This is a genomic window from Paenibacillus baekrokdamisoli (assembly GCF_003945345.1).
Lineage (GTDB): Bacteria > Bacillota > Bacilli > Paenibacillales > Paenibacillaceae > Paenibacillus_Z > Paenibacillus_Z baekrokdamisoli.
In genome coordinates this window covers 3,967,735-3,994,416 of record NZ_AP019308.1, presented here as the reverse complement: position 1 = coordinate 3,994,416, position 26,682 = coordinate 3,967,735, and the positions used below count along the sequence as shown (strand labels likewise).

General features: G+C 46.4%; 18 protein-coding genes. 16 read left to right on the top strand and 2 right to left on the bottom strand.

Annotated elements, in window-relative coordinates; all coding sequences use genetic code 11:
* The first annotated feature begins 67 nt into the window (after positions 1 to 67).
* The 11 genes from EKN16_RS17740 (at position 68) to EKN16_RS17690 (ending at position 15,806) form a co-directional block, all read left to right on the top strand.
* On the top strand, positions 68 to 1,591 hold the full coding sequence (locus EKN16_RS17740) for an ABC transporter ATP-binding protein (protein ID WP_125660042.1): 1,524 nt from the start codon (positions 68 to 70) through the stop codon (positions 1,589 to 1,591).
* Complete coding sequence (locus EKN16_RS17735) at positions 1,588 to 2,661, top strand: ABC transporter permease (protein ID WP_125660039.1); 1,074 nt, start codon at positions 1,588 to 1,590, stop codon at positions 2,659 to 2,661. The genes EKN16_RS17740 and EKN16_RS17735 overlap by 4 nt, the downstream gene beginning before the upstream one ends.
* Positions 2,662 to 2,663: 2 nt before the next feature.
* Positions 2,664 to 3,620 carry an ABC transporter permease gene (locus EKN16_RS17730; RefSeq protein ID WP_125666389.1) on the top strand — a complete coding sequence of 319 codons (957 nt, stop codon included), beginning with the start codon at positions 2,664 to 2,666 and terminating at the stop codon, positions 3,618 to 3,620.
* Between the two features lie 44 nt (positions 3,621 to 3,664).
* Positions 3,665 to 4,618: a DNA-binding transcriptional repressor DeoR gene (locus EKN16_RS17725; protein ID WP_269462710.1), complete on the top strand. Its 954-nt coding sequence runs from the start codon at positions 3,665 to 3,667 to the stop codon at positions 4,616 to 4,618.
* Positions 4,619 to 4,638: 20 nt separating this feature from the next.
* Positions 4,639 to 5,325, top strand: a complete 687-nt coding sequence (gene deoC, locus EKN16_RS17720) for a deoxyribose-phosphate aldolase (protein WP_125660036.1) — start codon at positions 4,639 to 4,641, stop codon at positions 5,323 to 5,325.
* A 215-nt stretch (positions 5,326 to 5,540) separates the two neighbouring features.
* Positions 5,541 to 6,539: an ABC transporter permease gene (locus tag EKN16_RS17715; protein WP_164522854.1), complete on the top strand. Its 999-nt coding sequence runs from the start codon at positions 5,541 to 5,543 to the stop codon at positions 6,537 to 6,539.
* A gap of 84 nt (positions 6,540 to 6,623) precedes the next feature.
* A complete protein-coding gene (locus EKN16_RS17710; protein WP_125660030.1) occupies positions 6,624 to 7,496 on the top strand; it encodes a carbohydrate ABC transporter permease in 873 nt (290 codons plus the stop codon).
* Between the two features lie 101 nt (positions 7,497 to 7,597).
* The gene (locus EKN16_RS17705) at positions 7,598 to 9,319 is read left to right on the top strand and encodes an extracellular solute-binding protein (RefSeq protein WP_125660026.1); all 1,722 of its coding nucleotides are present in this window, start codon (positions 7,598 to 7,600) and stop codon (positions 9,317 to 9,319) included.
* Positions 9,320 to 9,443: 124 nt separating this feature from the next.
* Positions 9,444 to 11,228, top strand: a complete 1,785-nt coding sequence (locus EKN16_RS17700) for a sensor histidine kinase (protein ID WP_125660023.1) — start codon at positions 9,444 to 9,446, stop codon at positions 11,226 to 11,228.
* Positions 11,194 to 12,789, top strand: a complete 1,596-nt coding sequence (locus tag EKN16_RS17695; protein ID WP_164522853.1) for a response regulator — start codon at positions 11,194 to 11,196, stop codon at positions 12,787 to 12,789. The genes EKN16_RS17700 and EKN16_RS17695 overlap by 35 nt, the downstream gene beginning before the upstream one ends.
* 956 nt (positions 12,790 to 13,745) lie before the next feature.
* Complete coding sequence (locus EKN16_RS17690; protein ID WP_125660019.1) at positions 13,746 to 15,806, top strand: acyltransferase family protein; 2,061 nt, start codon at positions 13,746 to 13,748, stop codon at positions 15,804 to 15,806.
* Between the two features lie 421 nt (positions 15,807 to 16,227).
* Here EKN16_RS17690 and EKN16_RS17685 read toward each other — a convergent pair whose 3' ends face one another.
* Both EKN16_RS17685 and EKN16_RS17680 read right to left on the bottom strand, forming a co-directional pair.
* Complete coding sequence (locus tag EKN16_RS17685; protein ID WP_125660016.1) at positions 16,228 to 17,424, bottom strand: MFS transporter; 1,197 nt, start codon at positions 17,422 to 17,424, stop codon at positions 16,228 to 16,230.
* A gap of 84 nt (positions 17,425 to 17,508) precedes the next feature.
* Entirely contained in the window at positions 17,509 to 17,790 is a 282-nt protein-coding gene (locus EKN16_RS17680) for an ArsR/SmtB family transcription factor (protein WP_125660013.1), read from the bottom strand.
* Positions 17,791 to 18,260: 470 nt separating this feature from the next.
* Here EKN16_RS17680 and EKN16_RS17675 point away from each other — a divergent pair, with 470 nt between their 5' ends.
* The 5 genes from EKN16_RS17675 (at position 18,261) to EKN16_RS17655 (ending at position 26,675) form a co-directional block, all read left to right on the top strand.
* On the top strand, positions 18,261 to 19,463 hold the full coding sequence (locus EKN16_RS17675; protein WP_125660009.1) for an MFS transporter: 1,203 nt from the start codon (positions 18,261 to 18,263) through the stop codon (positions 19,461 to 19,463).
* Positions 19,464 to 19,856: 393 nt separating this feature from the next.
* On the top strand, positions 19,857 to 21,866 hold the full coding sequence (locus EKN16_RS17670) for a hypothetical protein (RefSeq protein WP_125660006.1): 2,010 nt from the start codon (positions 19,857 to 19,859) through the stop codon (positions 21,864 to 21,866).
* Positions 21,867 to 21,951: 85 nt separating this feature from the next.
* A complete protein-coding gene (locus EKN16_RS17665; RefSeq protein ID WP_125660003.1) occupies positions 21,952 to 23,412 on the top strand; it encodes a glycosyltransferase family 2 protein in 1,461 nt (486 codons plus the stop codon).
* A 57-nt stretch (positions 23,413 to 23,469) separates the two neighbouring features.
* On the top strand, positions 23,470 to 25,413 hold the full coding sequence (locus EKN16_RS17660; RefSeq protein WP_164522852.1) for a stalk domain-containing protein: 1,944 nt from the start codon (positions 23,470 to 23,472) through the stop codon (positions 25,411 to 25,413).
* 140 nt (positions 25,414 to 25,553) lie between these two features.
* A complete protein-coding gene (locus EKN16_RS17655) occupies positions 25,554 to 26,675 on the top strand; it encodes an acyl-CoA dehydrogenase family protein (RefSeq protein ID WP_125659997.1) in 1,122 nt (373 codons plus the stop codon).
* Positions 26,676 to 26,682: the final 7 nt, after the last annotated feature.

The following is a 26,682-nucleotide window of genomic DNA, read 5'->3' as shown; positions in this document are numbered from 1 at the left end:
GACGGGCTGCACCGTCTCTTTTTGATTAGTACCCTTACGATCAATTTGTTTAAAGGAGCCGTATCGTATGGAATTTGTAGTGGAAATGATCAACATTCGAAAAGAATTTCCCGGCGTGGTTGCTAATGATGATATTACGCTTCAGTTGAAAAAGGGCGAAATTCATGCTCTTCTTGGAGAGAATGGCGCAGGCAAGTCTACCCTCATGGGTATTCTCTTTGGTATGTATCAAGCAGATCGCGGTGTCATCAAGGTGGATGGTAAGGAAGTCCGTATAGGGAACCCAAATGTTGCGAATAAACTCGGGATCGGGATGGTTCATCAGCATTTTAAGCTCGTCAGCAACTTTACGGTTACAGAGAATATTATTCTAGGCAATGAGCCAACTAAAGGTCTTGTTCTTAGTATTGGTGCAGCAGCACGAAGAATTGAAGAGTTGTCGAAGCGATATGGCTTGAATGTGGATCCGCATGCCAAGATCGAAGATATTTCCGTTGGGATGCAGCAGCGGGTAGAGATTCTAAAGATGCTATATCGTGATGCAGAAGTATTGATATTGGACGAGCCTTCCGCCGTCTTAACCCCACATGAGATCGATGAGCTGAGCAAGATTATGAAGAATCTCATCGCTGAAGGGAAGTCCATCATTCTTATTACGCATAAATTGAAAGAAATTAAAGCGGTTGCTAACAGATGCACAGTCATTCGCAGAGGTAAAACAATTGGGACCGTTGACGTCGCAGAGACAAGCCAGCAGAAGATGGCCGAGATGATGGTAGGTCGTAATGTATCGTTTAAGGTAGAAAAAGATGCGAGTGTGCCTGGTGAAGTGGTCTTGCAGCTTGAAGGACTCTCCGTTAATAATAATAAAAATTCGCTGGGTCTCAAGCAGCTCTCACTTGAGGTACGTGCTGGTGAGATCGTAGGTATCGCAGGTGTTGATGGGAATGGTCAAACGGAGCTTGTGGAAGCGATTACAGGGCTTCGGAAGATTCAAGCAGGCAGGATCCTCATTCAAGGGGATAACATTGCTCATAAGTCTATTCGAGAACGGATTCGTAAAGGTGTCGGCCATATTCCGGAGGATCGTCACAAACGAGGTATGGTGCTCGATTATACGCTTGAAGAGAATATGATTCTGGAAGTCTATAATCAGCCGCCATTCTCCAAGCGAGGTATTCTGAACAAGCTGGCTATCCGTAAATATGCAAGCGATATTCTGACCAGCTTCGATGTCCGTTCAGGAAAAGGGCCGCTCTCTATGAGCAGATCTTTATCAGGGGGGAATCAGCAGAAAGCGATTATCGGCCGTGAGATTGAATTGAATCCAGACCTGCTTATTGCTGTTCAGCCCACCCGCGGCCTCGATGTCGGCTCTATCGAATATATTCATAAACGGCTCATTGAGCATCGTGATAAAGGAAAAGCGGTATTATTAATATCTTTGGAATTGGATGAAATCCTTAACGTATCTGATCGTGTAGCAGTACTGAATAACGGGGAACTTGTTGGCGTCGTTAAAGCCGCAGAGTCGAATGAGAATGAGATCGGTCTGATGATGGCCGGCATCGAGAAAGGGGGAGGCGCATGAGAAACACCATCATATCGCTGTTAGCTGTCGTATTCGGTCTGCTTGCAGGAGCGATCCTTATGCTGGCTACCGGTCATCAGCCTATCGAGGGCTATCGGTTTCTACTTGAAGGCGGATTGAAGAATCCAGAGCGGATTGGTAATACGCTTGCGACGGGAACTCCTTTGATCTTTACGGGCTTATCTGTTGCCTTTGCATTCCGTACGGGCTTGTTTAATATCGGTGCGGCTGGACAAATGTTGTTCGGCGGTTTCTGTGCGACGGCTGTCGGACTGACGCTCGATACTTCTAGACCGCTCCTGCTCATTCTTATGATCCTTGCAGGTTTCCTGGGTGGGGCGCTATGGGCGTTTATTCCTGGTCTTCTGAAAGCAAGATTCAATGTGCATGAGGTTGTATCTACGATTATGATGAACTGGATCGCTTATTGGACGATTTACTATGCCGTACCCGCTTATTTTAAAGGGGACGTGGAGACGGAATCGCGGCCATTGCAGGATTATGCTTCTTTGAAGGCGCCGTTTCTCTCGGATATGTTTGGCGGATCGTATATCAACCTGGGGTTGTTCCTTGCGGTCATCGTCGTTATTGTTATTGCTTTCATCATCAACCGAACATCACTTGGTTATGAACTCAAGGCAGTTGGCTTCAACCGTCATGCAGCTGAATATGCGGGGATTCCGGTTAATCGCAGCATCATTCTGTCGATGCTCATCTCAGGCGGCTTGGCTGGTCTTGGCGGTGTTGCTCAGTTCGCGGGGAATGGCTCCAATATCCAAATTGGTCTTCTCCCTACACAGGGGTATGATGGTATCGCAGTAGCCTTGCTCGGAGCCAATTCACCGATTGGGGTTCTCATATCAGCTTTGTTCTTTGGCTTTCTGTATTCGGGTCGCGGCTTTATGAATGCGATGACAGAGATTCCGCCGGAGATCGCGGATTCGATTATCGCGATCATTATTTACTTCTCAGCAACAAGTGTCTTGATGGATCGCTTAATTAGATGGTTCATCGCCAAACGCCGTGCATCATCTACGACCGACGCCGTGAGCGGGAAGGAGAAGGGATAACCATGTGGACAACGATAGAACAAATTTTCCCGTATGCGATTATGTTTACCATTCCCCTGCTCATTACGGCATTGGGTGGATTGTTCAGCGAACGAAGCGGTATTGTTAATATCGGTCTGGAAGGACTTATGGTCATCGGTTCGTTCATGGGGGCTTTTACCATCTTTAAGCTCCAGGCGGCTTGGCCTCAGCATCAGATTGCAGCAATTTGGATAGGACTCCTGGCAGCTATAGTGGCGGGAATATTGTTCTCCCTGCTGCATGCCTTCGCGAGCATTCATCTAAGCGCGAATCAAGTTATTAGCGGTACTGCGATTAATATGATTGCGGGAGCCTTGACGGTATTTCTGTCCCGGAATATTACAGGGAGCGGTAATATCCGAATTTTAAAAGGCTTTCAGCCTTTTGATGTCCCTATACTTCATAAAATTCCAATTATAGGGGATCTACTCTTCACGAAAAGCTACCCGACAACTTGGCTGATCCTAGCCATTGTGGGTATTAGTGCCTTTATCCTGAAGAAAACAGCCTTTGGCTTAAGGTTAAGATCCTGTGGCGAATATCCACAGGCAGCTGAAGCTGCGGGTATCAATGTAAGAAAGATCCGATATATCGGTGTTATGATTTCCGGTGCCTTCGCAGGCCTAGGCGGAGCGATTCTGCTCGTGACTATCATAGGTGAATTCACGGGAACGGTAGCTGGACTCGGATTTCTATCCCTTGCAGCCTTGATCTTCGGTCAATGGCGGCCGCTTGGCATTCTTGCCGCTACTTTGTTCTTCGGCTTTGCCAGTACGATTGCGAATGTCTCGCAGGTTATTCCATCGCTTGCGGTATTCCCGCCTTTCATTCTCAAGGTATTCCCTTATGTCGTTACATTAATCGCGCTGGTTCTATTCTCCAAAACCTCGCAAGCTCCGAAGGCAGCGGGAGAGGTTTTTGATTCCGGTAAGCGGTAGTTAGGGAAGACGATGAGGCAAAGAGAGAAGAGAGTTGATCGCGAGTGCCTGAAGAACGATCGGATGATAAACGGGCGAAGATGATCGATGCCGCCCGTATGTACTATCAGCTGGATTATAGTCAGCAGGATATTGCCAGGGAAATAGGCGTATCCAGGCCAACGGTAAGCAGGTTCCTGCAGCAGGCCAAAGAAGAGGGTTACGTTCAAATCAAAATCGTCGACCCCAAGGAGAACAATGAGCTTCTAGCCAAACAATTGAAACAGAAATTCGGCCTGCAAACTGTGGTGATCGTATCGGTACCCCATTATGAGGATACTGTTGTTAAGAAATATTTGGGCGAGGCAGCAGCAGGTTATCTGGACGAAATTGTAAAGGATGGCGACATCATTGCCGCCACTTGGGGAACGACTTTATACGAGATTGCCCTTAACCTCCAAGACAAGCATGTAAGAGAGGTGAAAGTCGTTCAGCTTAATGGTGGTGTTAGTCATTCAGAGACGAATACCTATGCTTACGAGATCATTAACCTGTTCGGCAAAGCCTTCCATACGGTCCCATATTTTATCCATCTGCCTGCCATCGTGGATAACCCCATTGTGAAGCAGACGATTGAGAGAGATCGGCATATCCGTAATATATTAGAGCTTGGGAAGCAGTCCAATATCGCGATTGTAACGGTAGGCGCACCAACGGAGGATTCCGTGCTGATCAAAGCTAATTATTTTACCGAGAAGGAATTGACGCTCATCTTTGACAAGTGTGCCGGTGATATCTGCTCCCGTTACATCGATATAGAAGGTGCCATCTGCTCAGAAGAATTAGATCAACGGACGATTGGGATCGACCTCGAAGAATTGAAGAAGAAGGAGAGATCCATTCTCGTAGCTGGAGGAATCCGGAAGGTGGATGGAATCTACGGGGCTCTTCTTGGTAAGTATACGAATGTACTCATAACGGACCAATTCACTGCCAAATATTTGTTGGAACGCAACTAAACAGAGAGAAGGAATTAAACATGAGTTCTGCAGCAACCGGAGGGGCAGAGTTAGCCTCCTACTTCGATCATACTTTGTTGAAACCTGAGAGTACTTTTACAGATATCGTACGGTTGTGTGGGGAAGCTAAGCAATATCATTTTGCAACGGTGTGTGTGAATCCGTATTGGGTGCCGGATGCAGCTGAATTGTTGAAGGGTTCAGATGTAGGGATTACGACTGTTATTGGTTTCCCGCTTGGCGCCACAAGTACATTGGCTAAGATGAACGAGGCTAGAGATGCAATTGCCGCTGGAGCAACAGAAATCGATATGGTACTGAACGTAGGTGCGCTGAAGTCCGGCCGATTGGAAGAGGTCGTTAAGGATATCCGAGGGGTTGTTGATTCCTGTAAAGGTCGCGCCCTAGTTAAGGTAATACTGGAAGTTGGATTATTGACCGATGACGAAAAAGTGAAAGCATGCGAGCTTTGTAAGCTGGCAGGAGCTGATTACGTGAAGACTTCAACGGGCTTCGGACCAGGCGGTGCAACCGTAGCGGATATCGCTCTTATGCGGAAGACGGTTGGACCAGAAATGGGTGTCAAAGCTTCCGGTGGTGTGCGTGACTTAGCAACCGTGCGAAGCCTAATTGCTGCCGGAGCGACACGAGTCGGTGCAAGCTCAAGCGTAGCGATTGTTAGTGGAGCGCAGGGCGAAGGATATTAACTTTTCATAAAGGTAGTTAAAGGGTTGTCCGAATCATTCGGGCAGCCTTTTTTTTGACTCTCTACCTGTTGAAGGCTGCTCAGCTTCCCATTGCGGGAAAGTTGCACCGTATACATTTTCAATCACACAATGAACATTGACGTAACAGGGGCATGGTAGAATAATTAAAGAAAGCGCTATCATGATGTGAAGCACATATGAGGGAGGCCGTACAGATGTCCGATATAGAACTAAAGAAGGGAAGAACCCCGATGGCATCAGATACGAAGCGTCTGCCAAGGAATACACTTTCGGGAAGTGGTGTTAATGCCTCACTATGGAAGCGCATTCAACAACATCGAACGCTTTACTTGCTATTTATTCCTGTATTCGCTTATTTCGTTGTATTCAAATATTGGCCGATTCTGCTGGCTTGGATAGTGGCCTTCAAGGATTTGCAGCTTGGGGGCGGCGTCTTCGAAAGCCCATGGATCGGCATGCAGAACTTCAAGGATATTTTCTTGTCGCCAGAAATTCCTGCTGTTATTCGCAATACGATCGAGATTAGTTTGCTGCGTCTAATCATTGGATTCGTACCGCCGATTTTGTTGGCTATCATGTTCCACGATATGATGAGCAAACGACTTAAGAAATGGCTCCAGACACTCATCTATATTCCCCACTTCTTCTCTTGGGTTATCGTGTTTGGTGTCGTGTTCGGTTTCTTCTCTGTTGGTTACGGGTTTATTAATAATATGCTGCAGACGCTCGGCTTTGAGCGCCATGAATTCCTGCTTGATTCCTCTTGGTTCCGACCTATATTAATTAGCTCGGCTCTATGGAAGGAGATTGGATGGAGCACAATAATCTACTTGGCAGCCTTATCCACTGTCGATGCTCAGCTGTATGAAGCAGCTGTTATTGATGGAGCTGGCCCGCTCAAGCGAATGCGGCATATTACGTTGCCAAGCATTATGCCTGTCATGACATTCGTCCTTTGTATTAATTTGGGGTTCCTGCTGAATGCGGGAGGCGAGCAAATTCTGCTGTTCTACAATGATGCTGTCTATGATACAGCGGATATAATCGATACCTGGGTGTACCGTGAAGGCTTGGCGAGGCTGCAGTTCAGCTTGGCTACAGCCGTTGGGTTATTCCAATCGGTGATAGGTCTTGCGCTCGTCGTAATTTGTAATTATTTTGCCAAAAGACTGTCCGGCCGCGGCATATGGTGAGTCGGATGCTTGCCAAACAGACAGAATGCTGCCCGCATGGAAGAGATATTGGAAGCTGTGTAAATATCCTGAGGAGGACGATTCATGAATAAATCCAAGTCGGAGAGAACGTATCAAATCACCATTCATACCATCGTGATTCTTATTGTAGTTACGGCGGTATTTCCTTTGCTATATGTACTAGGCATGTCCTTAACAGGTCAAGTAGAAATGATGCAGCGCAACTATTTCGTCATCATCCCGCATGAACCAACCTTTGCTGCCTATGAACGTATTCTTTCTTCACCACTCATATGGAAGTCGTTCGGCGTTTCTGTATTCCGCAGTGCGGCGGGCACTGGACTTATGCTGTTGATGACAGTCGTTGGCGCCTACGTTCTCTCCGTTCGTACGCTGCCTGGAAGAACCATAATGCTATTCCTCGTCGTTTCGACAATTCTATTTAATGCGGGGCTTATTCCAACTTATTTGGTAGTCAAGCAGCTCGGCCTCATTAATTCCTTATGGTCACTGGTGCTGCTTTATTTAGTCGATAGCTTCGGGCTGCTTGTTATTAAAATCTTTATCGAAAATTTGCCGGATGGCTTGATTGAGGCTGGCAAGATCGATGGAGCGGGTGATATGCAAATGCTGTTTCGCATCGTCATTCCGCTGGCTGCACCCGCACTCGCTGCTATCGGATTGTTCAACGTCGTGTTCCACTGGAACAGTTGGTTTGATGCGATGGTGTATTTGAATGATGCGAAGCTTTTCCCGATGCAGCTCATTCTCAAGAATATGCTGACAGCGGCTTCTAGTGATGCGATGCAATCACTGGTTGTTAACGGGAGTGCGGTTACACCGGAATCCATGAAAATGGCTACGGTTATCGTTGGTACACTGCCGATTCTGATGGTGTATCCATTTCTGCAGAAGTATTTTGTTAAAGGTGTTTATATGGGGGCAGTCAAAGGTTAATAGATATTTATCTTTATCCACAGGATTGTTGCTGGTGAAGCACCGCGGGCTTCTTAGCATAGATGGCACATCATTATTAATGAAAGAAGAGGGGATATGGCATGTTTAGAAAAACAACGGCCACGATGGTCTCACTGCTGCTCGTTCTGACGCTGCTGCTCGCTGCATGCAGCAGTAATTCGAATAATGGTCCTAAGTCAAGCGGATCGAATGAAGGCAGCGGGAAGACACCGACTACCAATACCGGAGGAGATAGCTCGACAGATGTCTCTGATGCAGGCGTGGTAAAGCCGGAGGATCTGGTATATCCCAAAGCATTCCCGGATGTTCCCAAAGCGGTCGATTACGACAAGAGCTATGCTTATGATGATATGAGCAAAGCATACACCATAGATATTATGCTGCAGGGGTTCATCAATCAGCCTGCAACTAAGGATATGATCAAGGAGTTTTATGAGAAGACCTTCAATGTGACAATTAATTTTACAAATTTGGCTCAAGAAGATCTCGTTAATAAAACGAATGTCCGTTTCGCATCGGGTGATGCTCCGGACGTGGTGCTGCTGGGTGAAAGATCGGTAGCCCAAGCGCTGTTCAAGCAGAATCAGCTGCTCGATGCGACACAAATTCTTCCTTATATGCCCCAAATGATGAATTATGTGACGGAGGAGTATAAGAAGTGGGCTACCGATGACGGGAAAATGATCGGTATTCCTCGTCTGCCGACTTTCCCGGACGTATGGGGAAATTTCATTCGTCAGGACTGGCTGAAAAAGCTGGATATGGAAATGCCGAAAACAGCGGATGAGCTGTTCGCTTATGCCAAAGCCGTTACAGAAAAAGATCCAGATGGCAATAACAAAGCAGATACCTGGTTCATGGGGGCTGCCGGTGCAGGACAAGGCTGGGGAATGATGTACGGTCTGATCGATATGTTCGGTGACCGCAGCTGGAACGTCAAGGACAACAAGATCAACCATCCGATGCTGGATGGAACAGAGAAGGCATTTCTGGAATTTATCAAGAAGCTCAATGACAACAAGCTGCTTGCTCCTGACTGGTATACGATTCAATGGGAGCAGTTCAAGTCGTACTCGCTCCAGAATAAAATCGGCATGGTTAATTATCCGGGATGGAACCTGCTGCAGGAGCAGTATTCCGCTTCGCAAAATAATAAGGATACCCTGCAAAACTGGGCGCCAGTTCCTCCGCTCACATCGGCTATGAATTCCGATGGCAAACTAGGACCAGGCGGCTCACCGGGCGGAATTACCATTATTTCCAAAAAGGTTGGCGATGATCCTGGTAAGATGAAACGGATTGCCCATTTCCTCGATGCGGTGCAATATCCGAATAAATACTATTGGGTCGGCAACCAAGGAGGCGGACCGGAAATTTGGCCAGATTACACGAAAGTTACGAAGAATGATGACGGCACTTATTTCTATGACTCCGATATGAGCAAACTGCAGAATGAAATGAAGCCCGAGCTTAAAGGAATGATGGATTGGCAGTCAGTCGGATATACCCTTATCTGGGAGCGTCACAAATATTCCGATGAGTTCCCATATAATGAGCCGGGAGACAAGTACCAAGACCAGGTTCGCGCTTATCCGCGTGTAACCAACTACGATATGCTGCTCAATCCGGATGGGCCAACGGTTAATCGGCTCAAAGATTTCGTACAGAAAAATGAGATATCCTTTGTACTGGGCAAACGAAGCTTCGATGATTGGGATAAATATGTCGAGGAATGGAAGAAAGCTGGCGGAGAGAAATTAATTGAACAAGCCGCCGAGCAGCTTGGGGTAGGAAAGCCTTAACCTTAAGTTTCCGGACTGCGCATAATTGTTATTTACACAAGTTACCTGCCATTGCCTTGACCATAAGGTAGTGGCGGGTATACTTGTTGTACATGATGTTCAGTTTGGAACAAGGAGTGAGGTCATGCGAGGTGGACGAATCGGTGCGAGGACCAAGCTGCTTATTTGGTTGATTATGCCAAGCTTAATTCTGGAGGCGGCGATCATTCTGCTTGCGCAGTCTAATACGACGTCATTTTTGCGTCAGACGCAGGATGGCGCATTGAATGGTATGGTGGTGCAGTCTGTAAGATTGATGGAAAGCCAGATGAATGATTTGGTGCTTAATGTGCTGGGAATTGAGGATGAAATCTTATATGGGGAGAAAGTGCCTGCCGATTGGGTTCGCTCCATGGAAGCTGCCGCACAGACAAGGCCAGAATTGGTGCGCGGTGTCGTCTATCTTCGTAATGATGGGCTGATCGTTGGTTATCCGGAGTACTTCTGGGACAGCTTTGCCCAGAAGGAGATGAATGTCATTAGGGCCCAGACAAAGAACTCTAATATGGGTGTTGTCTGGTCGGAGCCCTTCACCTCCACGATGGGTTCGACCGGCCTCAACAGTCTAGTCAGTATTGTAACGAAGCAAGTGATTGACGAGGAGGGCAAGCAGGAAGGGGTGCTTGCATTCGTCACCGATGTGACGAGCATTGTTCAGCGAAGCGCAGCTTTTGCCGGGAACTATGATACCCGTACGCTGCTGTATGATCAAAAGGATAGGCTGATTTATTCCATAACCATCGTAGCTCGCAACAGTTATGAAACGCTAGAATATGCCGAACGAAACACGCAAACGCTTTCAGCGGCGAAAGCAAACTTTGAACGAAACGATGAATATTATGTGATTTCGGATATGAAGCAGGCACCCTTCTGGAAGGTTGTCATTGTTGGGGATGTAAAGACGCTTGAGAACAAGTACCGCCCCATTGTTCAATTTGCCATCATGATTCTGCTTCTGGGCTCAGCAGGACTTATTTTCTTATATATCGGCGTGTCCTGGTGGTTCACAAAACCGATTACCTCATTAACAAAAGGGATTCGGCATATTGCCACAGGCCATCTGGATCACACGTTTGAGGTAGTCAGGCAGGATGAATTCGGAGAAATGGCAAGGGAATTCAACCGTATGATGCGTACGATTCAAGAGCTCATCGAGACGCTGAAGCAGACGGAGGAGCAGAAGCGGCAGGCTGATTTTCAAATGCTGCTGGCGCAAATCAACCCCCATTTTCTGTATAACACGCTGAACACCATTGATATTATGGTCGATTTCAAGGGCAAAGAGGAAATTCATCGTGTGATGACCGTTCTCATCCGACTCCTCAAATATGGACTGGATCGTACGAATGTCTTGAGGCGGCTGGATGAGGAGCTGACCTATGTGAAGGACTACTTGTATATTCAATCTGTGCGTTATGAGGACAGTTTTGAATTTAACGTGGAGGATATGGATGAGAAACTTGGAAGCATCCCTGTTCTGAAGCTGGTGCTGCAGCCGATTGTCGAGAATGCGGTATTTCATGGCTTGCGTCCGCTTACGGGCAGGAAGGGGAAGCTGACGGTTACGGTTAGGCCAAGCGGCAAGGAACTGGAGATTATTGTAGCTGATAATGGTGTCGGGATGAGCAAGGACAAACTCGATGGTCTTCTCCAAGCTGCTGCGGGTATTGATACCGAAACGATAAACGATGGCAATCACATCGGTTTTCGCAATGTGCATGAACGCGTTCAGTTATATTATGGAGTTGGTTACGGACTTGGTATCGAAAGCGATCCGCAATCGGGCACGATAGTTACCGTTAAATTGAGGGTTATTGAAACGGAGGATGGACGCAGTGAGCCAAACCGTCAAATTACTGCTGGTCGATGATGAGCCGCTTGCACTTCGGCGTATTCGCAGCTTCGGACTTGCTGCACATGGCTTCGAAATTGTAGGTGAAGCTGAGAATGGAGTTCAGGCGCTTCAATACGTAGAACGTCTAAAGCCGGATATTGTCATAACGGATATCGGTATGCCAGTGATGGACGGGCTTGAGCTGCTGCAGCAGATTCAGCAGCAGCCATCACCTCCCAAGGTGGTACTCTTGACCTGTTATGAGGATTTTGGAAAGGTGCAGCGTGCACTGAGGTTCGGAGCGGGTGATTATTTGACGAAGGTCATGCTCAGTGAGGAAGAGTTTGTTGGTGTGCTGCAGCGAACAGCTGCTTCCATACGGAAGGAGCATATGGAGAACGAACTGCTTGTACGGGTTCTGCTTCAGGAGCTATTGCTGTCCCCTTCCGAGCAGGTCCTTATGAACTTGAAGCAAGCAGGCTTCGCGCATGATATCTATGCGATTACCCTGATCCGGACGGCGCGGCGTATGCAGGAGGAATGGATGGAGGAGTTGGCTGACGCGGGAAGATCCGAGAACCAGCGCAGCTATATACTGATAAGGGTCACACCGGACATTTGGTGTTTTTATTGCTATTCCATAGCCCGTGAAGGGGATACTTCTTTTTATAGCTGGTACAACTCGACATGTAGTCGTATAGGCGACTGGCTTAGAAACAATGGAGGTATGGAAGATTATGCGATTGGAGCTAGCGGGGTTTATCGCAGATTGAGTGATCTGCCCGGCGCTTATCAGCAAGGATTGGCGTTATGTGACGCTGGTTTTTATGCTGATCCAGGAGAAATGATACGAAAAGAGGAGAGAATTGAGTTTGCTGCTTTTCCACCTGAACGGTTCCGGATCATCCTCGCAGCTATCACTAGCACAGTTGGGTGCAAGGATGGTGAGGAGTTAGCAGCACAGATCCAGGCATGGTCTGACTTAATCGGGACAGTGTTCTATCCTGCTCCTAGTCAAGTTAGACAGATGGCACTGGCGATACTCAGCCAATTGGAGTCTTTTGAGTGGGAGCATCAGGAGGAAGCAGGAATGAACAAGCTGCTTGCCCGTTTCAAGCAGACAGTTGACTCTACGCTTCATGCATCGATTCTCATTCGAGAAATGCGCGGCTTAGCATCGGTATTAATGAAACGGCAGCCTAATGCCTCAGGCAGCATGCGCAAGGAAATCAAGGAGGCTACTAGGTGGATAGCGGTTGATTTTGCGCATATTGATTTGACCGAAACTGCTAAGCGAGTGAATTTAAGTCCAAGCTGGTTTGCTGCTCTATTTCGCATGGAGACAGGGAAGAGCTTCCACGATTATGTTCAGGAGGTCCGCTTGAATCAAGCCAAGGAGCTGCTTCGGGGATCTGATTTGAAGGTTTATGAAATTGCTGAGCAGGTGGGTATTCCTAATTCCCGTTATTTTTCCCGGTTATTCTCGGAGTTTACTAGCTCAACACCGTTAGATTACCGCAAGAATGAGCGAGTTAACCGAGCTGATGATCGTGCTGAGAATACCTTGAATCGTAAAGAGAGACGAGGGATCCAATGACTGGCGATAGATGGTGGCGTGATGTTGGTTATTGTCTGGATGAAGGGGGCCTAACCTGCTGCTTTCGAACAATTCGTTACCGGTAGCATCAGGGCTGGTCGGTCCTGTAATGCTGAAGCATATAAGCAAGCATGGTTTGTGAGTTTCAGAACAAAGGTATTTTTTCTGCGGATGAATGAACCAGGGTGGCACGGGGATTGCAAAATGATTCAAGAAGAACATGATTCATGTCTGACGGGACTATGAATCATGTTCTTTTTTGTGTATTAAACTTGGCACTACGCCAAAACTTGTGGTTGACGACGAAGGTAATCAGATGCTGAGCGTGAGCGGACAGGAGAGCTCTTATTTCAGCCCAATCGTTGCATGTAGGTGGATTAAAGGACAGAGAAGACGCTATTCTCCAGCAAATCATCTGAAATCAGCTTTATTTTAGTTAATAGCGGAACCTGTGTCCGTTTGAACTAGTTTGGAGTCGTGTTTCGATCTGAATAGCGGTTCCACAGTCCGCTCAGCAAGACTAAAGGGAAAAGCTCCTGTTATAGGGGTTTAGGTGAATCTACTCAAGTTTACGGGGTTCTGCTAAATGAACTGCTCAGCTCAAAATTGAGAGAATTAAATGGAGGTTTTCTGTTATTTCTTATTGAACGCCTGAATCGCTGTGTAGAATCACCTATCGGCGATAAAAATCGGCTTAGGCTCGAAACGGGCCCGTTACAAAATAATCAATCACTGATTATGAGATTGAGCCCTTTTGTGTGTATTAAATTTGTAACCAATTTTAGTGAGTTTAGGGATAATCAAATGGTCTATTTATTGATTCCAGATTGATACCAATCTGTAACTCTTCTGTAACGACATTCTTCCTTGCGGGGCTCTATAATTTTCGTTAGAAGAACAATATCAAATGGACAACAAGAGGGGTGAATACTCCCTTCGGGAAGGAGATTGCAATTATGCCTAAGCCTTTAGACAACAGCGGTCGTTACATGCCTGGATTGGATGGATTGCGAGCAATCGCCGTCTTCGCGGTCATTGCTTACCATCTCAATATCAAAGGATTACCAGGAGGACTGCTCGGCGTTGGTATATTCTTCGTCCTCTCCGGTTACCTCATTACGGATATCCTGCTCAAGCAGCAGGGTCGCAACAGACGATTGGATCTGAGAACCTTTTGGGTACGTCGGGCACGCAGGCTGCTTCCAGCTATGTTCATCATGATTGCTTTCGTTTCCTTGTGGCTGCTAATGAGTGATGCAGCTCGACTTTTTTCTTTAAAGGGGGATATCGGCTCCGCCCTGCTCTATATAAGCAATTGGTGGCTTATCTTTCATAAAGTTTCTTACTTCGAAAGCTTCGGACCAGCTTCTCCATTCGGACATTTATGGTCGCTTGCCGTTGAGGAGCAGTTTTATCTGATTTGGCCGCTAGTACTAGCTATTGCTCTTCGTTTCATACCGCAGCGAGGTAAGCTGGCGTTAGCGATCATAACTGCCGCTGCTGCATCCGCAGGCGTTATGGCGCTACTGTATGAGCCTGGTGTTGATCCTAGCAGGGTTTATTATGGAACGGATACGAGAGCCTTTGCTCTTCTCATAGGGGCTGCACTTGCTGTCGTCTGGCCTAGCTGGAAGCTATCTTCAGCCCTGTCTGTAAGAGGACGACTTACCTTAGATGGAATCGCTACATCCGGTCTAATTGTTGTCTTGATTATGATTGGCAAAACTGGCGAATATGATTCCTTTCTTTACCGCGGCGGCATGGTATTGGCCGCTTTGGCTACAGCAGCAGTAGTTGCAGCTATGGCCCATCCTGCAAGTATTCTGGGTCGTATTATTGGGAGTAAACCGATTCGATGGTTCGGCGTTCGTTCCTACGGCATTTACTTATACCATTATCCTATTATTGTATTGACGACACCAACGGCCGAGGCTGGTGAATTCCATCCTTGGAGAGCATTGATTCAAGTGATTTTGACGATCATTGTGGCAGAGCTATCCTGGAGATTTGTGGAGGAGCCGATTCGGCACGGAGCACTTGGCAGGCTGCGGAGTCAGCTGCTGCAAGCGAGGAATCACAAGCCAAAGCTTGGTAAAGCTGCGATGCTGCTCAGTATCTGTGTGCTAGTTATATCCTGTGTTTCTTGTACGAATCAAGGCAGTGTGCTGCGGGATAATGCAGTGAATGCTTCAGCCGATAACGGGCAGAAGTTAGGTGGGACAGGAACAGCTGATAGGCCAGATGAGACAGGAACAGCTGAGAAACCAGTGATTCCTTCGACTAATAGTGGGAAGCAGACAGTTGTTGGAGAGGGCTCAGCCCACACTCCAGAGACAGGTGTAGATAATCAAACGAAGCAGCCCGAGACAACCAAACCAGATTCAACGAATACAAGTACGGATAAACCGACAAATACTAAGCCGATCAAGCCTGGAGTGGAAAAACCGACAACAGGTTTGGGGGAAGGCAAGGGAAGCAGTAAAGGTAGCAGCGAAGGAAGCAGTGCTGCAGCTAAGCCTCCCGTTAAGAATGATAAAGGTGATGCATTTGCCAAGGACGGAGTTACGGCTATTGGTGACTCGGTTATGCTGGATATCGCTGAAAATTTGGAAAAGTTAGTTCCAGGCATTGTTGTTGATGGCAAGATAGGAAGACAATTGATCCAAGCTACAGCTGTTATCGAGGACCTGAAGAAGAATGGGAAACTAGGGAAAACCGTCTTTATTGAGCTAGGGACCAATGGTTCTTTCTCAACCAAACAGCTGAATAAGCTGCTGGCCGCTATTGGTGACAATCACCGAATTCTTATCGCTAATACCCGTGTTCCGGCAAAATGGCAGGATACTGTAAACGAGATGCTTGAAGGTACAGTGGAGAAAATACCTGCAATTTGTTTGATCGACTGGTATTCCGCTAGTGAAGGTCATAAGGAGTTTTTTGAGAAAGACGGTGTCCATCTGAAGAAGGCTGGAGCTAAGGCTTATGCGGAGCTTGTCGTCAGTGCTCTAGGTAAGTAACGATTGAAAGGAATGACAAAAGGGACTATCAATCAGCAGCTGATACTGCTTTATTGATAGTCCCTTTTTCTTTTTAGCCGTGTAAGGGGTTAGAGCTTCATGGATGATTAATTCTGCTGCTATATAAAAAAGAAGCCCGGTCGATTAGACAACGGCCTCCGTTTCTTCTTTGTCTGTGGATGGTTTTTTTCCTTTGCTTTCCTCATCCGATTCTTCGAATGGTACGCGATCCTCTTCATAATACATACGTCATTGCACCTCCTTTTAAAGCATTATACGTGCGATTCTTTAACGTGATATTAACGCCATGTCATACTTACGTGAACGGTACATTTATAATATGAAAAAAACGTAATAAAAGAAGTGATTTTCGGCACACTTCTTTTATTTTTTTGGAAGAGTCGACATCTATTTCTTTGGATCAGGCTCCTGCCTTCTGAAGTTCTCTTTTTTTGGCCTTTGAGATGGACCGTGAACGAAATAAGCCAAAGGATGCAGCAGCTGTTCCGGCAGCAATTGTTACGCCGGCCGCGCCTATCCAGCTAATGGATGTCAATGATGCTTGCTCGACAATGACACCGCCAATTCCCGCACCAGCCGCCATGGCCAGCTGAAGAACGGAACTGTTCAGACTGAGCATAATACTGGAAGCCTCTGGAGCAAGCGAGATTAAATGATACTGCTGCGTTGGACCTGACGACCAAGCCGAGAATGACCACAGCATAAGCAGCGGGAATACGATAGCCGGTGAATGGGCTGATAGCGAAATCAGAATGAGAGCTATAGCGTGCAGCAGCATGCCGCCGACCAATGTCCGGGATACGCCCCATCTATCCGTGCTGAAGCCTCCGAGCTTAGAACCGATCAAACTGGCGATCCCGAATGCGAATAATCCCGCGCTGACGCCTTGTTCACTCATCTTTGTAACCGTAAGGAGAAATGGTGAAATATACGTATAAGTGATGGAATACCCAGCGATCCAGAAAAAGGTTACTAGTAGGGCCACTACGATTCGAGGCTGCTTCAGCAGCGCTAATTGCTGTCGAAGCGGTACAGGTTCTTCACCGTCAGTTTGTGGAATCGCAATGGAAATAATGAACATCGCAGCTATTCCAAGCACGCCAATACCGCCAAAGATCAGCTTCCAATTATAGACGGAAGCGACTAGTCTTCCTAGTGGAACACCAACAATGAGAGCGGTGCTGAAGCCCATAACGAGTGTCGCAATGGCACTTCCTTGTTTCTCAGGAGGTGCCAGCTTAGAAGCTACAGTTAATGCTGTAACGACGAATACTCCGGTACCCATAGCGAGAATGACCCGTGAAGCGACAAGAAATCCAAATCCGGGAAGAAGGACCGCGAGCCCGTTACCAATGACGAATACGGCGAGTGAGTAAAGCAGCAGCTTTCTTCGTTCCATGCGAGCTGTTGCAGCCATGAGGAACGGAGTACCAAAGGCATAAGCTAGCGAGAATACGGTAATAAGCTGACCTGCTGCGGAGACGGAGACCCCGATATCAGCAGCTACCTTATCCAGAATACCTGCTATAATAAACTCCGACGTTCCTACAAGAAAACTTACAATGGCTAGCATATAGATTTTCCAAGCATTTGACATGGTTTTCCACTCCTTATTTATCTCTTTATCTCTATCTTTGTACTTTTATATTTCTAAATCTATAGAAATATTTACGAAAAAAAATTATTCCAACAAATAAGGAGCGTATTTTTGAGCCATGTTACGGTTAACACTGTAGAAGATGTATGTTCCGTCTTTGCGAAGATCAAGCAGCCCGCAATCGGTCAATTGCTTCAGGTGATGAGACAGCGTTGAACCAGCCACACATTCCAGCTTTCCCCCAATATCAGAGCAGCACAGATTCCGCTCTTCTTTTAGTAAGAGGGCGATTTTAATACGGGTCGGTTCACCAAGTGCTTTGTATACTTTCACAGCTTGTTTGACTTCCTCGTTTTCCTCGACCATCGATAGCTCATCCTCGCATAGTTCGTTATTTCTAAATCTATAGAAATAAAGATAGCATATGAATTCAGTTATGTAAATGGGTAATTAAATGAAGCTTCTTTTACGACTCAACACTAAAATAAGTGCTTGATAAATGCGCATCATGTGCGTAGAAGCCCGCTGCGCGGACGGATCATTCTTACGATCGCTGTTGTCTCCCTATTTCTTGATTTATCCCTTAGGGGTAGAAATAAGGAGACAAAGGCGAACGCTATCGCTTCTTCAGAACGATTCCGTCCGCTTCGCTTTTGTTTCGTGTTGGCAAGCACTGATCAACAAGAAGAAAAAATCTAAGCTAACCGTGCAAACTAGCGCTGTTAGAGTTAGACTTGAGGGTTTTTTTTATACGTAAAATTACAAGCCGATTAGAGATTTCTGAGAAATAGGAGTAGAATTAAAGTATGTTTCCCGGGTGAAAGGACGTGATGCGAATGAAATTCTCATGGGAACGGAATTTGATTGTGCTCTGGATTGGTGTTTTCTTTTGCAGTACGGCGTATTCGATCTCGATCCCATTTCTGCCGATTTTCTTGAACACGGAGCTTGGTGTCGAGCATAACTTGGAGACCTGGTCGGGATTTGCCTTTGGTATAACTTTTCTGGCGAGTGCTCTAATCTCTCCTTATTGGGGATCGCTTGCTGACAAATATGGACGAAAACCGATGCTGATTCGCTCTGGATTTAGTCTAGCGGCACTGTATTTAATCAATTATTTTGTTCATGATCCCTATGTATTCTTGGTGGTTCGTATATTCCAAGGTCTTCTTGCGGGCTTCGTTCCGGCGGCGATTGCACTTGTGGCGACCAACACACCTGAGGATAAGACAGGCTATGCGCTTGGAATCATGTCAACGTCGGGTGCGACAGGGAGCATCATCGGTCCGCTTATCGGCGGTGTCGTAAGCCACTATTATGGGAACCGGAATGCTTTTCTCTTCTCCAGCGCCGTGGTGTTAATCGCGGCTTTGATAGCAACCTTCTTCGCAAAGGAGCAGAATTTCAACCGCTCGGCTGCGCGCTCACATGTTAAGGATGACTTAAAACAGGCTATCGCCAATCGGCCCTTCTTTACCTTGCTGTGGCTGATCTTCATCACTACATTTTCCGTTATGATTCTAGAGCCGCTCATTACTGTTTATGTGCTGAAGATGGGCGTGTCGAGGAGCAGCGCTTCCTTGAGCTCTGGCATCATTTTCTCGGCTGTGGGCATTGCGACAGTTATTATGGCGCCCCAGTGGGGTAGATGGGGGAGGCGCATTGGGTATGGCAAAGTGTTGTTCATTGGACTTCTCGGCGGAGGAATTGGCAATCTCCTTCAGTTTTTCGTGACGAATTACATTGGCTTTGGTATTCTGCGATTCGGATATGGTTTATTCTTCGCGGCGGTTTATCCATCCATCAATGCCATGATCGTACAAGCGACAGATGCGGACTTTCGCGGCAGGGCATTCGGCCTGAATCAATCTGCCTCTCAGATGGCTACAATGGCAGGGCCTATCATAGGGGGCATACTTGGCGGCTGGATGCCGATCCGCTGGGTGTTCATCATCAATGGCAGCTCACTCGTTCTAGCTGCACTGTTGTACCGAACCAAAGGACTGCGCAAGAACGTCATGGCTTCGGAGAATAGTTAGTTCTATATAAGTTGAACTAGAGATATAACAAGTGAGCGGAGTAGATGGATGATTCTGGAGAAGCGTCAGCGTTCACCTTTGAGACCGGAAGAACATTCCATCTATGCAGCGGCTCATTGTTCGTTTCTTAAGTTCAACTTATATAGCAATAGAATGAGTGCAAAAACCCTTTATCTGGTGCTTTCATAGAGCTAAGGTAAAGGTTTTTTGCTGTACTAGGAAAATCTACATATTACGACAAACTTATCTAAAATGTGCATGCCAGATTGAAAGCCTCATGGTATAGTAGAATTATAGGATTTACTGGATAAGATTACATAATATTTTCGTTTACATAGGTTTGCAAGATCCTCATCGTACGTTAGGCCATTACCAATAGGGGGCACTTGATTTATGAAAAGGAAACCGAATAAACAACGTAAAGGCGCACTCAAAAAGGTCGCCAAAATAATTGGGGCCGCTTCCGTTATTTTGCCGCTGGCTATGACAATTCCAGCCGTTGCAGGCGCAACAGTCCCAGTAGAGACAGGGACACCTGTCGTTCAGCACAGTATAAGTAGTTTACTTGCAGGAGCACCATACTCTTCTTTATTAAAAGCAGGCAATACCGTCAAGATCGATTTGAGTCAAGTTTTTCAAAATAGCAGCAGCTTGGTCTATGGCCCGGCTTTTGTGCAAAATAGCAGTGTGGCAGATATAGAGACCGATAATAATATGCTCTATATTAGACTCAAGAAAAAAGGCACAACCACGGTAGACTTAGGCGTAAAATATGCCAATGGAACGCAGGTCGTACATGAGCGCTTTCGCGTTACCGTCGGGGAGAATACAGAGCTGAATACCAGTGGGAATGGAGCAGGCATCAACGATGTTGTCAAATATTTTAGGTCCCATCCGGATCTCTTTACGAGGACGAAAGACTATCGCAATTTGCTGCAATCCGCTGTTGCAAGCAACATAACGGTTCCTAATCATGCTCCTGAAGTTATCGCGAGTCACAGGATTGGTATTAATAATGATGGTGCTTTACAGCTTAAGGAGGGTCAGACGGCTACCATTGATTTCAATGATGTGTTTACTGATGAGGATGGGGATTATTTGCAGTTCCGTACCCCGTTTACAGGGAGCGATGCAATAACTGAATCTATACAGGGCACCTTGTTAACCTTACATGCACTAGGGAGTTCCGGCCTCACAACCGTGAATCTTGAAGCTAGTGATGATCACGGAGCAACTTGGACCACATTGCCACTAGATGTATTAGTAAGCTACGGTAGCGGTATCGCTGATCAGAGAGTCTCAGTCTCAGGTGAATCGGATGTACCAAATTTGATTGAGGTATCACTCAACGACTATTTTGAAACGGGAGCCACTTATCGTGCTGAAGTTACAGAGGGCAGTAGTTATATAACAACTTCACTAGTTTCTTCTAGCTTGATCGTGCAAGGTAAAGCGACGGGGAGCGCGAAAGTGGTAGTCTATTCCGATGATGGGCATGGTGCGACGATTTCGGATGAATTTAATGTGGGAGTAGGCTTCGCCCCTATAGATATTGGAACGCAGTTTATGTGGACGGGTGAAGGTAACTATCGAGCTGACCTTGATTTGAATAAGATCTTCCCTGCAGGAGCTACATACAAAATATCAGATCTGGATCCTGCTTTTTCCATTAGCGGTTATGAGTTAGGGACACCGTTCACTTCATCTGATTTATCTATTGAATCAGAGAGATTCATAGGCACGAAGACCATTACAATTGAAGCAAGCAATGAAGCTGGAAGTGAAAGTGCGAAATATAACATTAAATTACGACAAAATAACGCACCAATGCTTAAAGGGGAACTTCTTGATAATTGGGAAACATATGCACCGATAGTAATCAAGAAAGGTCAAACGATTACCATTCCTTTTATTGATCCGGACAATGATGCGATTAAAGACTATAACGGTTATTTTGGAGAACCTGAACAGAGTATAGCTTCTGTTGTAACGGGTACAGGTGGGTTGACAATCACAGGCAAACAGATAGGTAGCACGACCCTTAACTATACAGCATCCGACGGGTTACCGGGAGGCGATGGAAATGGAGAACGGGAAGTAATTGTCGTCGATGCAGATGAAATTCTTTCCTTTGATAAAGGGGTCTTAGAAGCCGATTTGGATCTGTCGCCTTATTTAACGGACATTTCAGAACCTTATTCGGTTAGCATAGGTGAGAACTCATTAATAAAATCGGTTTCACAAGGTGTTAATTCAAAGATTAAGCTCCAAGCATATCTAGAGTACGAAGAGAGTACACCACGTGGAGGAGTCGGGCAAGTTACGATTACAATTTCGCATGGAAGTGTGACGAAGGATATAAGTGTATACGTTATTATTCCATTTTCAAACTTAATTCCTTAACTTACAGTATCCTTTAGGCCAGCTCTCGGGTTGGCCTATTCTTTTCTGGATGGGTAAGAAAAATAGTTAGAGTCAGGTGAGAGTATTGAATAACTCTATGGAATATGCCGAATCTCAAGTCACTAGTCTACAAAGTAAAAGTTCTTCTATAGATTCACAGCTTCATCAAACTTTATTGGCAAGGCAATTCAAACAAGCGGAGAAGCTGGCGATCAAGCTTCTACAAAGCAATCCCCTTATCGCGCAAAACTGGGTCCATTTGGGAGAGGCTTTGGTGAAGCAAGGATGCGGGGAGGCAGCTCGCAGCGCTTTTGATAGAGCCTGGCTGCTAGATCCACAAGCGCTTTGGGTTCAAGCGGTACAGGGGGCATTAGCTGCCGCTCCTATGGGGCCAGCTCGAACGGAAGTCGATGAACTGCTGGCGGTACAGCCTGTTACAATTGCCGCTGCTATTATGACGCTTAATGAAGCACGGTGCATCGAACGCTGCGTACATAGCTTAATGGGGGCAGTCGATGAGATTGTTATTATCGATTCTGGCTCGACGGATGGAACGATTGAGTTGGTAGAGCATTTGCCAAAGGTGAAGATTGTTCATCATATTGAACTGAATGACGATTTTGCAGGTAAACGCAATCAAGGCTTGTCTTATATTAACAGTGATTGGGTCTTGTGGGTGGATGCTGACGAATGGTTATTCGAGGAAGACGTGGCGGGTGTGAGAGAAGCAGCGGGGCTTTTTCATAACCGAGTAGAGCAGGTCGTCTTTAATGTTTGTCAGGTTAACTATATGAAAGGCAAACAATCGATGGATTACGGTGTTCCGCGTATGTTTCCAATGAACCGCAATTTGCAGTATTACGGACGTGTTCATGAGCAGATTGTTATGTCGGGAGCAGATATGTATGAAGGACGGATGCAGCGTCAATCGATTCGAATTCGTCTGCATCATGATGGTTACGAGCCTCACATTCTACAAGCACGGAATAAGGTGAATCGTAATCTCAGGCTGCTTCGCATGATGGTTGAGGAAGATCCAGATAATCCGGGATGGCTGCTGTATTATGGCCGAGAGACTCTGGCAACCGGGGATGTGGACAAGGCGAAACAGATCTTCGAAGAAGCAGCGGTCAAGGCACAGAACAAGCCGAATTTTGGACGATTGCCTGACATTCTTATGTTTCTCTGTGGCATTCATATGAATGCAAAGAATTACGTGCAGGCGGAAGCCGTATGCCGTAAGGCCTTGGAGGTTCAGCCGACCTTCCCGGATGCGCTGTATCATCTAGCCCAAGCTCAGATGCGTCAGGCTGTTGCGCTGCTCCAAAGTGCAGAGCGGCATTTGCAGGAGTCTAAAGAAGCCTTTCAGTCCTATAGGGGAACGGTAACGGCTGATCATACGATTCTCGGCTGGAAAGCCGATGTGGCACTAGCTGATCTTACCCGTCTATCGGGCAAGCATGCAGAGGCGAAAGAGAAGTACGAGCAAATTTTGCAGAAGCATCCAAACCTGCAGTCCGTTAGGAAGCAGCTGGAGAAGCTTTAAAAATCAACAGAAAATGGTTGGAATCTAAAGAGAAAATCTATGGGGGTAACTGACAGAATGAAACGTATTATTAGTTCACTAGCAGCATTATGTATCGTATTTGCAATAACCGGAGCACTTTCCGCGCCAGCATCAGCTGCGGCTGCAGCTCCGAAAATCGTGGATCGAATTGGAAATAACTCCATATTAATGGATGACGGGTCGTTATGGATCAGGAACGCAAAAGGCGATCAGCACAAATTTCTTAATCTTATTGCAATTGAAGGAAGCGATTATGAAGGGCTTGGGCTAACCCGTGACGGTAAGGTTGTAAGCTGGTCGTATAAAGAAGAGCCTGGGCTAATCCCAGGTGCTTCAAATGTCGTCCAAATAACAGACAGCTTATGGTTAAAGGCAGATGGTACGGTATGGGGGAGGAGCGGTCAGATCGAATCCTTGGACCACATTAAGCGTATCGGAAACGGTACATACAGAATAACTGCATTATCCCAGAACGGGGACTTGATGTATAAGTACAACAGTGATACAAGAATAATAGCCCAAGTTGCAGACCCTTCAGCCATTGTCAAAATGGAAGGAAGCTATTCGCAGCATGCACTTCTTGATTCCAGTGGTAAAGTTATCATTTATGATACATTGCATATGAATTTTGATATAAATAAGCCAATTCCAGAAACGGTCGCAGAAGATGCCATTGATATCGTCTACATTCCTTCTGGTAACCTTCTGGTTTTACGTAAAGATGGAACGGTCTGGGCAACCAGTGGTGAAGAGCAAGATTATACACTGTTCCCTGTTGATGGCATGAATCAGGTGTCTCAGTTTGCAGCAGGTAGTGACGATAATTTTTTCTACACCAAGCGTATAGATGGCACATGGATGGGGTATTCGGATGAAAAGACCAAACCTTCCAACGCTCCTTCCCTGCAAAGTGTAGCACTCACACTATCAACGCTTCGTCCCAATGTTGGAGATAAGGTGAATGTAGTAGCTATTACTGAGAATTACTCGGAAGATTTCAAACTGCAAGTTCCTTTCAACCAAGCTAACCTAGTCATACAGAAGCCGCATCTATTAAAAAAGCAAAGCGATGGAACACTTCTGGCGCTTGGGGTCGGCGAGAGTAATGTGACGGTAATTTCGGGAGGCGTTTCGAAGACAGTTACGGTGTCTTCAAGCTTGAAGGCCCCTTTAAGCAATGCCAAGCAAGTGAACGGTACGTTGTTTATTCCTATTAAATCCGTGTTCCAGGCAATAGGAGGAACGGTAAACTTTACGCCTGCGACAAAATCATTCGCCATCCAGGTGGGTCAAACCTCCATTGTTTTGAAGAACGGTGACGCTAATGCAATCGTAAACGGGAAAGTGTTAAAAATGAAGGCAGCTCCTCGCTTAGAAAATGGGGAGACGCTATTTCCAGCAGCCTTCCTAGTAGATACCTTAGGCGCTAAGCTGCAATGGGATTCCAAATGGCAAACACTGAATCTTTTCTTTGGTCAAGCAAAGATGACTATTCGATCCGATAAAACAGCGGTTATGGAGAAAAGAGCAGCGGTAGGCAATCTTACTGCTTTTATCGGCAAGACCTATTGGGTCAATCATTTCCAAGGCTGGGATCGGTTCATGAAAGTAACTGTGGTAGATATCGAGCCGGATTACAAAGGTGAATTTGTTATCGTGTTCAAAACTGCATCCAATAAGATAATTCGAAGCTCTTCGGTAGGGAAATCGTATATGGAGGATGTGCTACCGGATAGTTATTTTTTCCTGAGTTATGATCCATATAAGAAATACAACTGGTCCTCCTCTGTTTGGCAAACAATTAAAGCAGAAAAGATTGCAGTGGGCATGACCAAAGAGCAGGTACTGCTCTCTTGGGGAAAACCAGACTCGACAACATCAGCATCCTCAAGCGGAATCAGTGTTGATGTCTGGGAATACAGCAGCTATAATTACGTTGCTTTTACAAATGGGAAAGTATCACAAATTTATCGGTACTAGAATGAATTCGAAGCAGCTTCGTCCATCACTTGGACGGGGCTGCTTTTTTTTAAAAGGGTACAAATCAACATGAATCCGTTTTACCATCCATAGGATGGTATAGAAGCGGTAGTGCTCTCTGTTCCAGAGGAGGTGAACGAGTGAGGTTCGGGTTCACGGAAGAGCAGGAGATGATACGGGAGATGGCCGTTCGTTTTGTAGAGCGGGAGGTTGCAAGGAATGCTGGCTCTTTGGATGAAGAGGAGAAATTTAACCGGCCTTTGTTTGACAGGATGGCAGAGCTCGGATTCACTGGGCTGCCATGGCCGGAATCGGACGGGGGATCAGGTGGCGGGTTCTTAAGCTTCATCATGACACTGGAAGAGATAGCCCGAGTGAGTGCTTCGATAGGGGTGGTACTGTGGGCGCATGTTTATTTGTCGATGTGGCCGATCTATCGATTTGGTCATGAAGAACTGAAACAGCTGTATATCAGGAAAATGATTGAAGGTCAGCTGTTAGGGGCGGGAGTTCTTCCTCAGTTAATGGGAGAACGACGGTCTACGCTTCATAAGGGTGTTATTGCAAAAGTTGAAGGTAATCGCTACGTGCTTGAAGGACTTGAGAAGTATGTAGTGGGTGCTGACAATGCAGATGTAAATGTTATTTATGCCGAAATGTTTAGTGATAACAGTCGTAAGCCTAAGCGGTACAGCGCTTTTCTGGTAGAGAAGGGAACCCCGGGCCTTCATATCCTACCTGTTCGGAGGAAGCTGGGACTACGTTCAACGGGAATGGCTCATCTGAAATTCGAACACTGCCTAATAGGCAAGGAACAGCGGATTGGCGACGAGGGACAAGGCGAAGAGATCGCCCGCCAAACATCGTCGAGTGTCCGTTACGGTTTGGCTGCCATAGCAGCAGGAATTGCTCGCGGGGCAGCGGACCTGGCACTTGCTTATGCCAAAGTACGTACACAGTTTGGCAAACCGATCGGTAAACATCAGTCGATTGCCTTCTCATTAGCAGATATGGACACGGCAGCCGATGCTTCTATACTGCTGGCTTATCAGAGCGCATGGCGCGAGGATCAGGGACTTGAGGATAGTAATCGTTCCATGATGGCATTAAGCTATGCGTCTGATGCTGCCGTTAATTCAGCAATAAGCGCCGTGCAGATATTCGGGGCATATGGCTACACGAAGGATTTTCCCGTTGAGCGATTCCTGCGAGATGCGAAGACGATTCAGCTCATTAAAGGACTGGATAAAGCGAGAAGATGATAAAGGA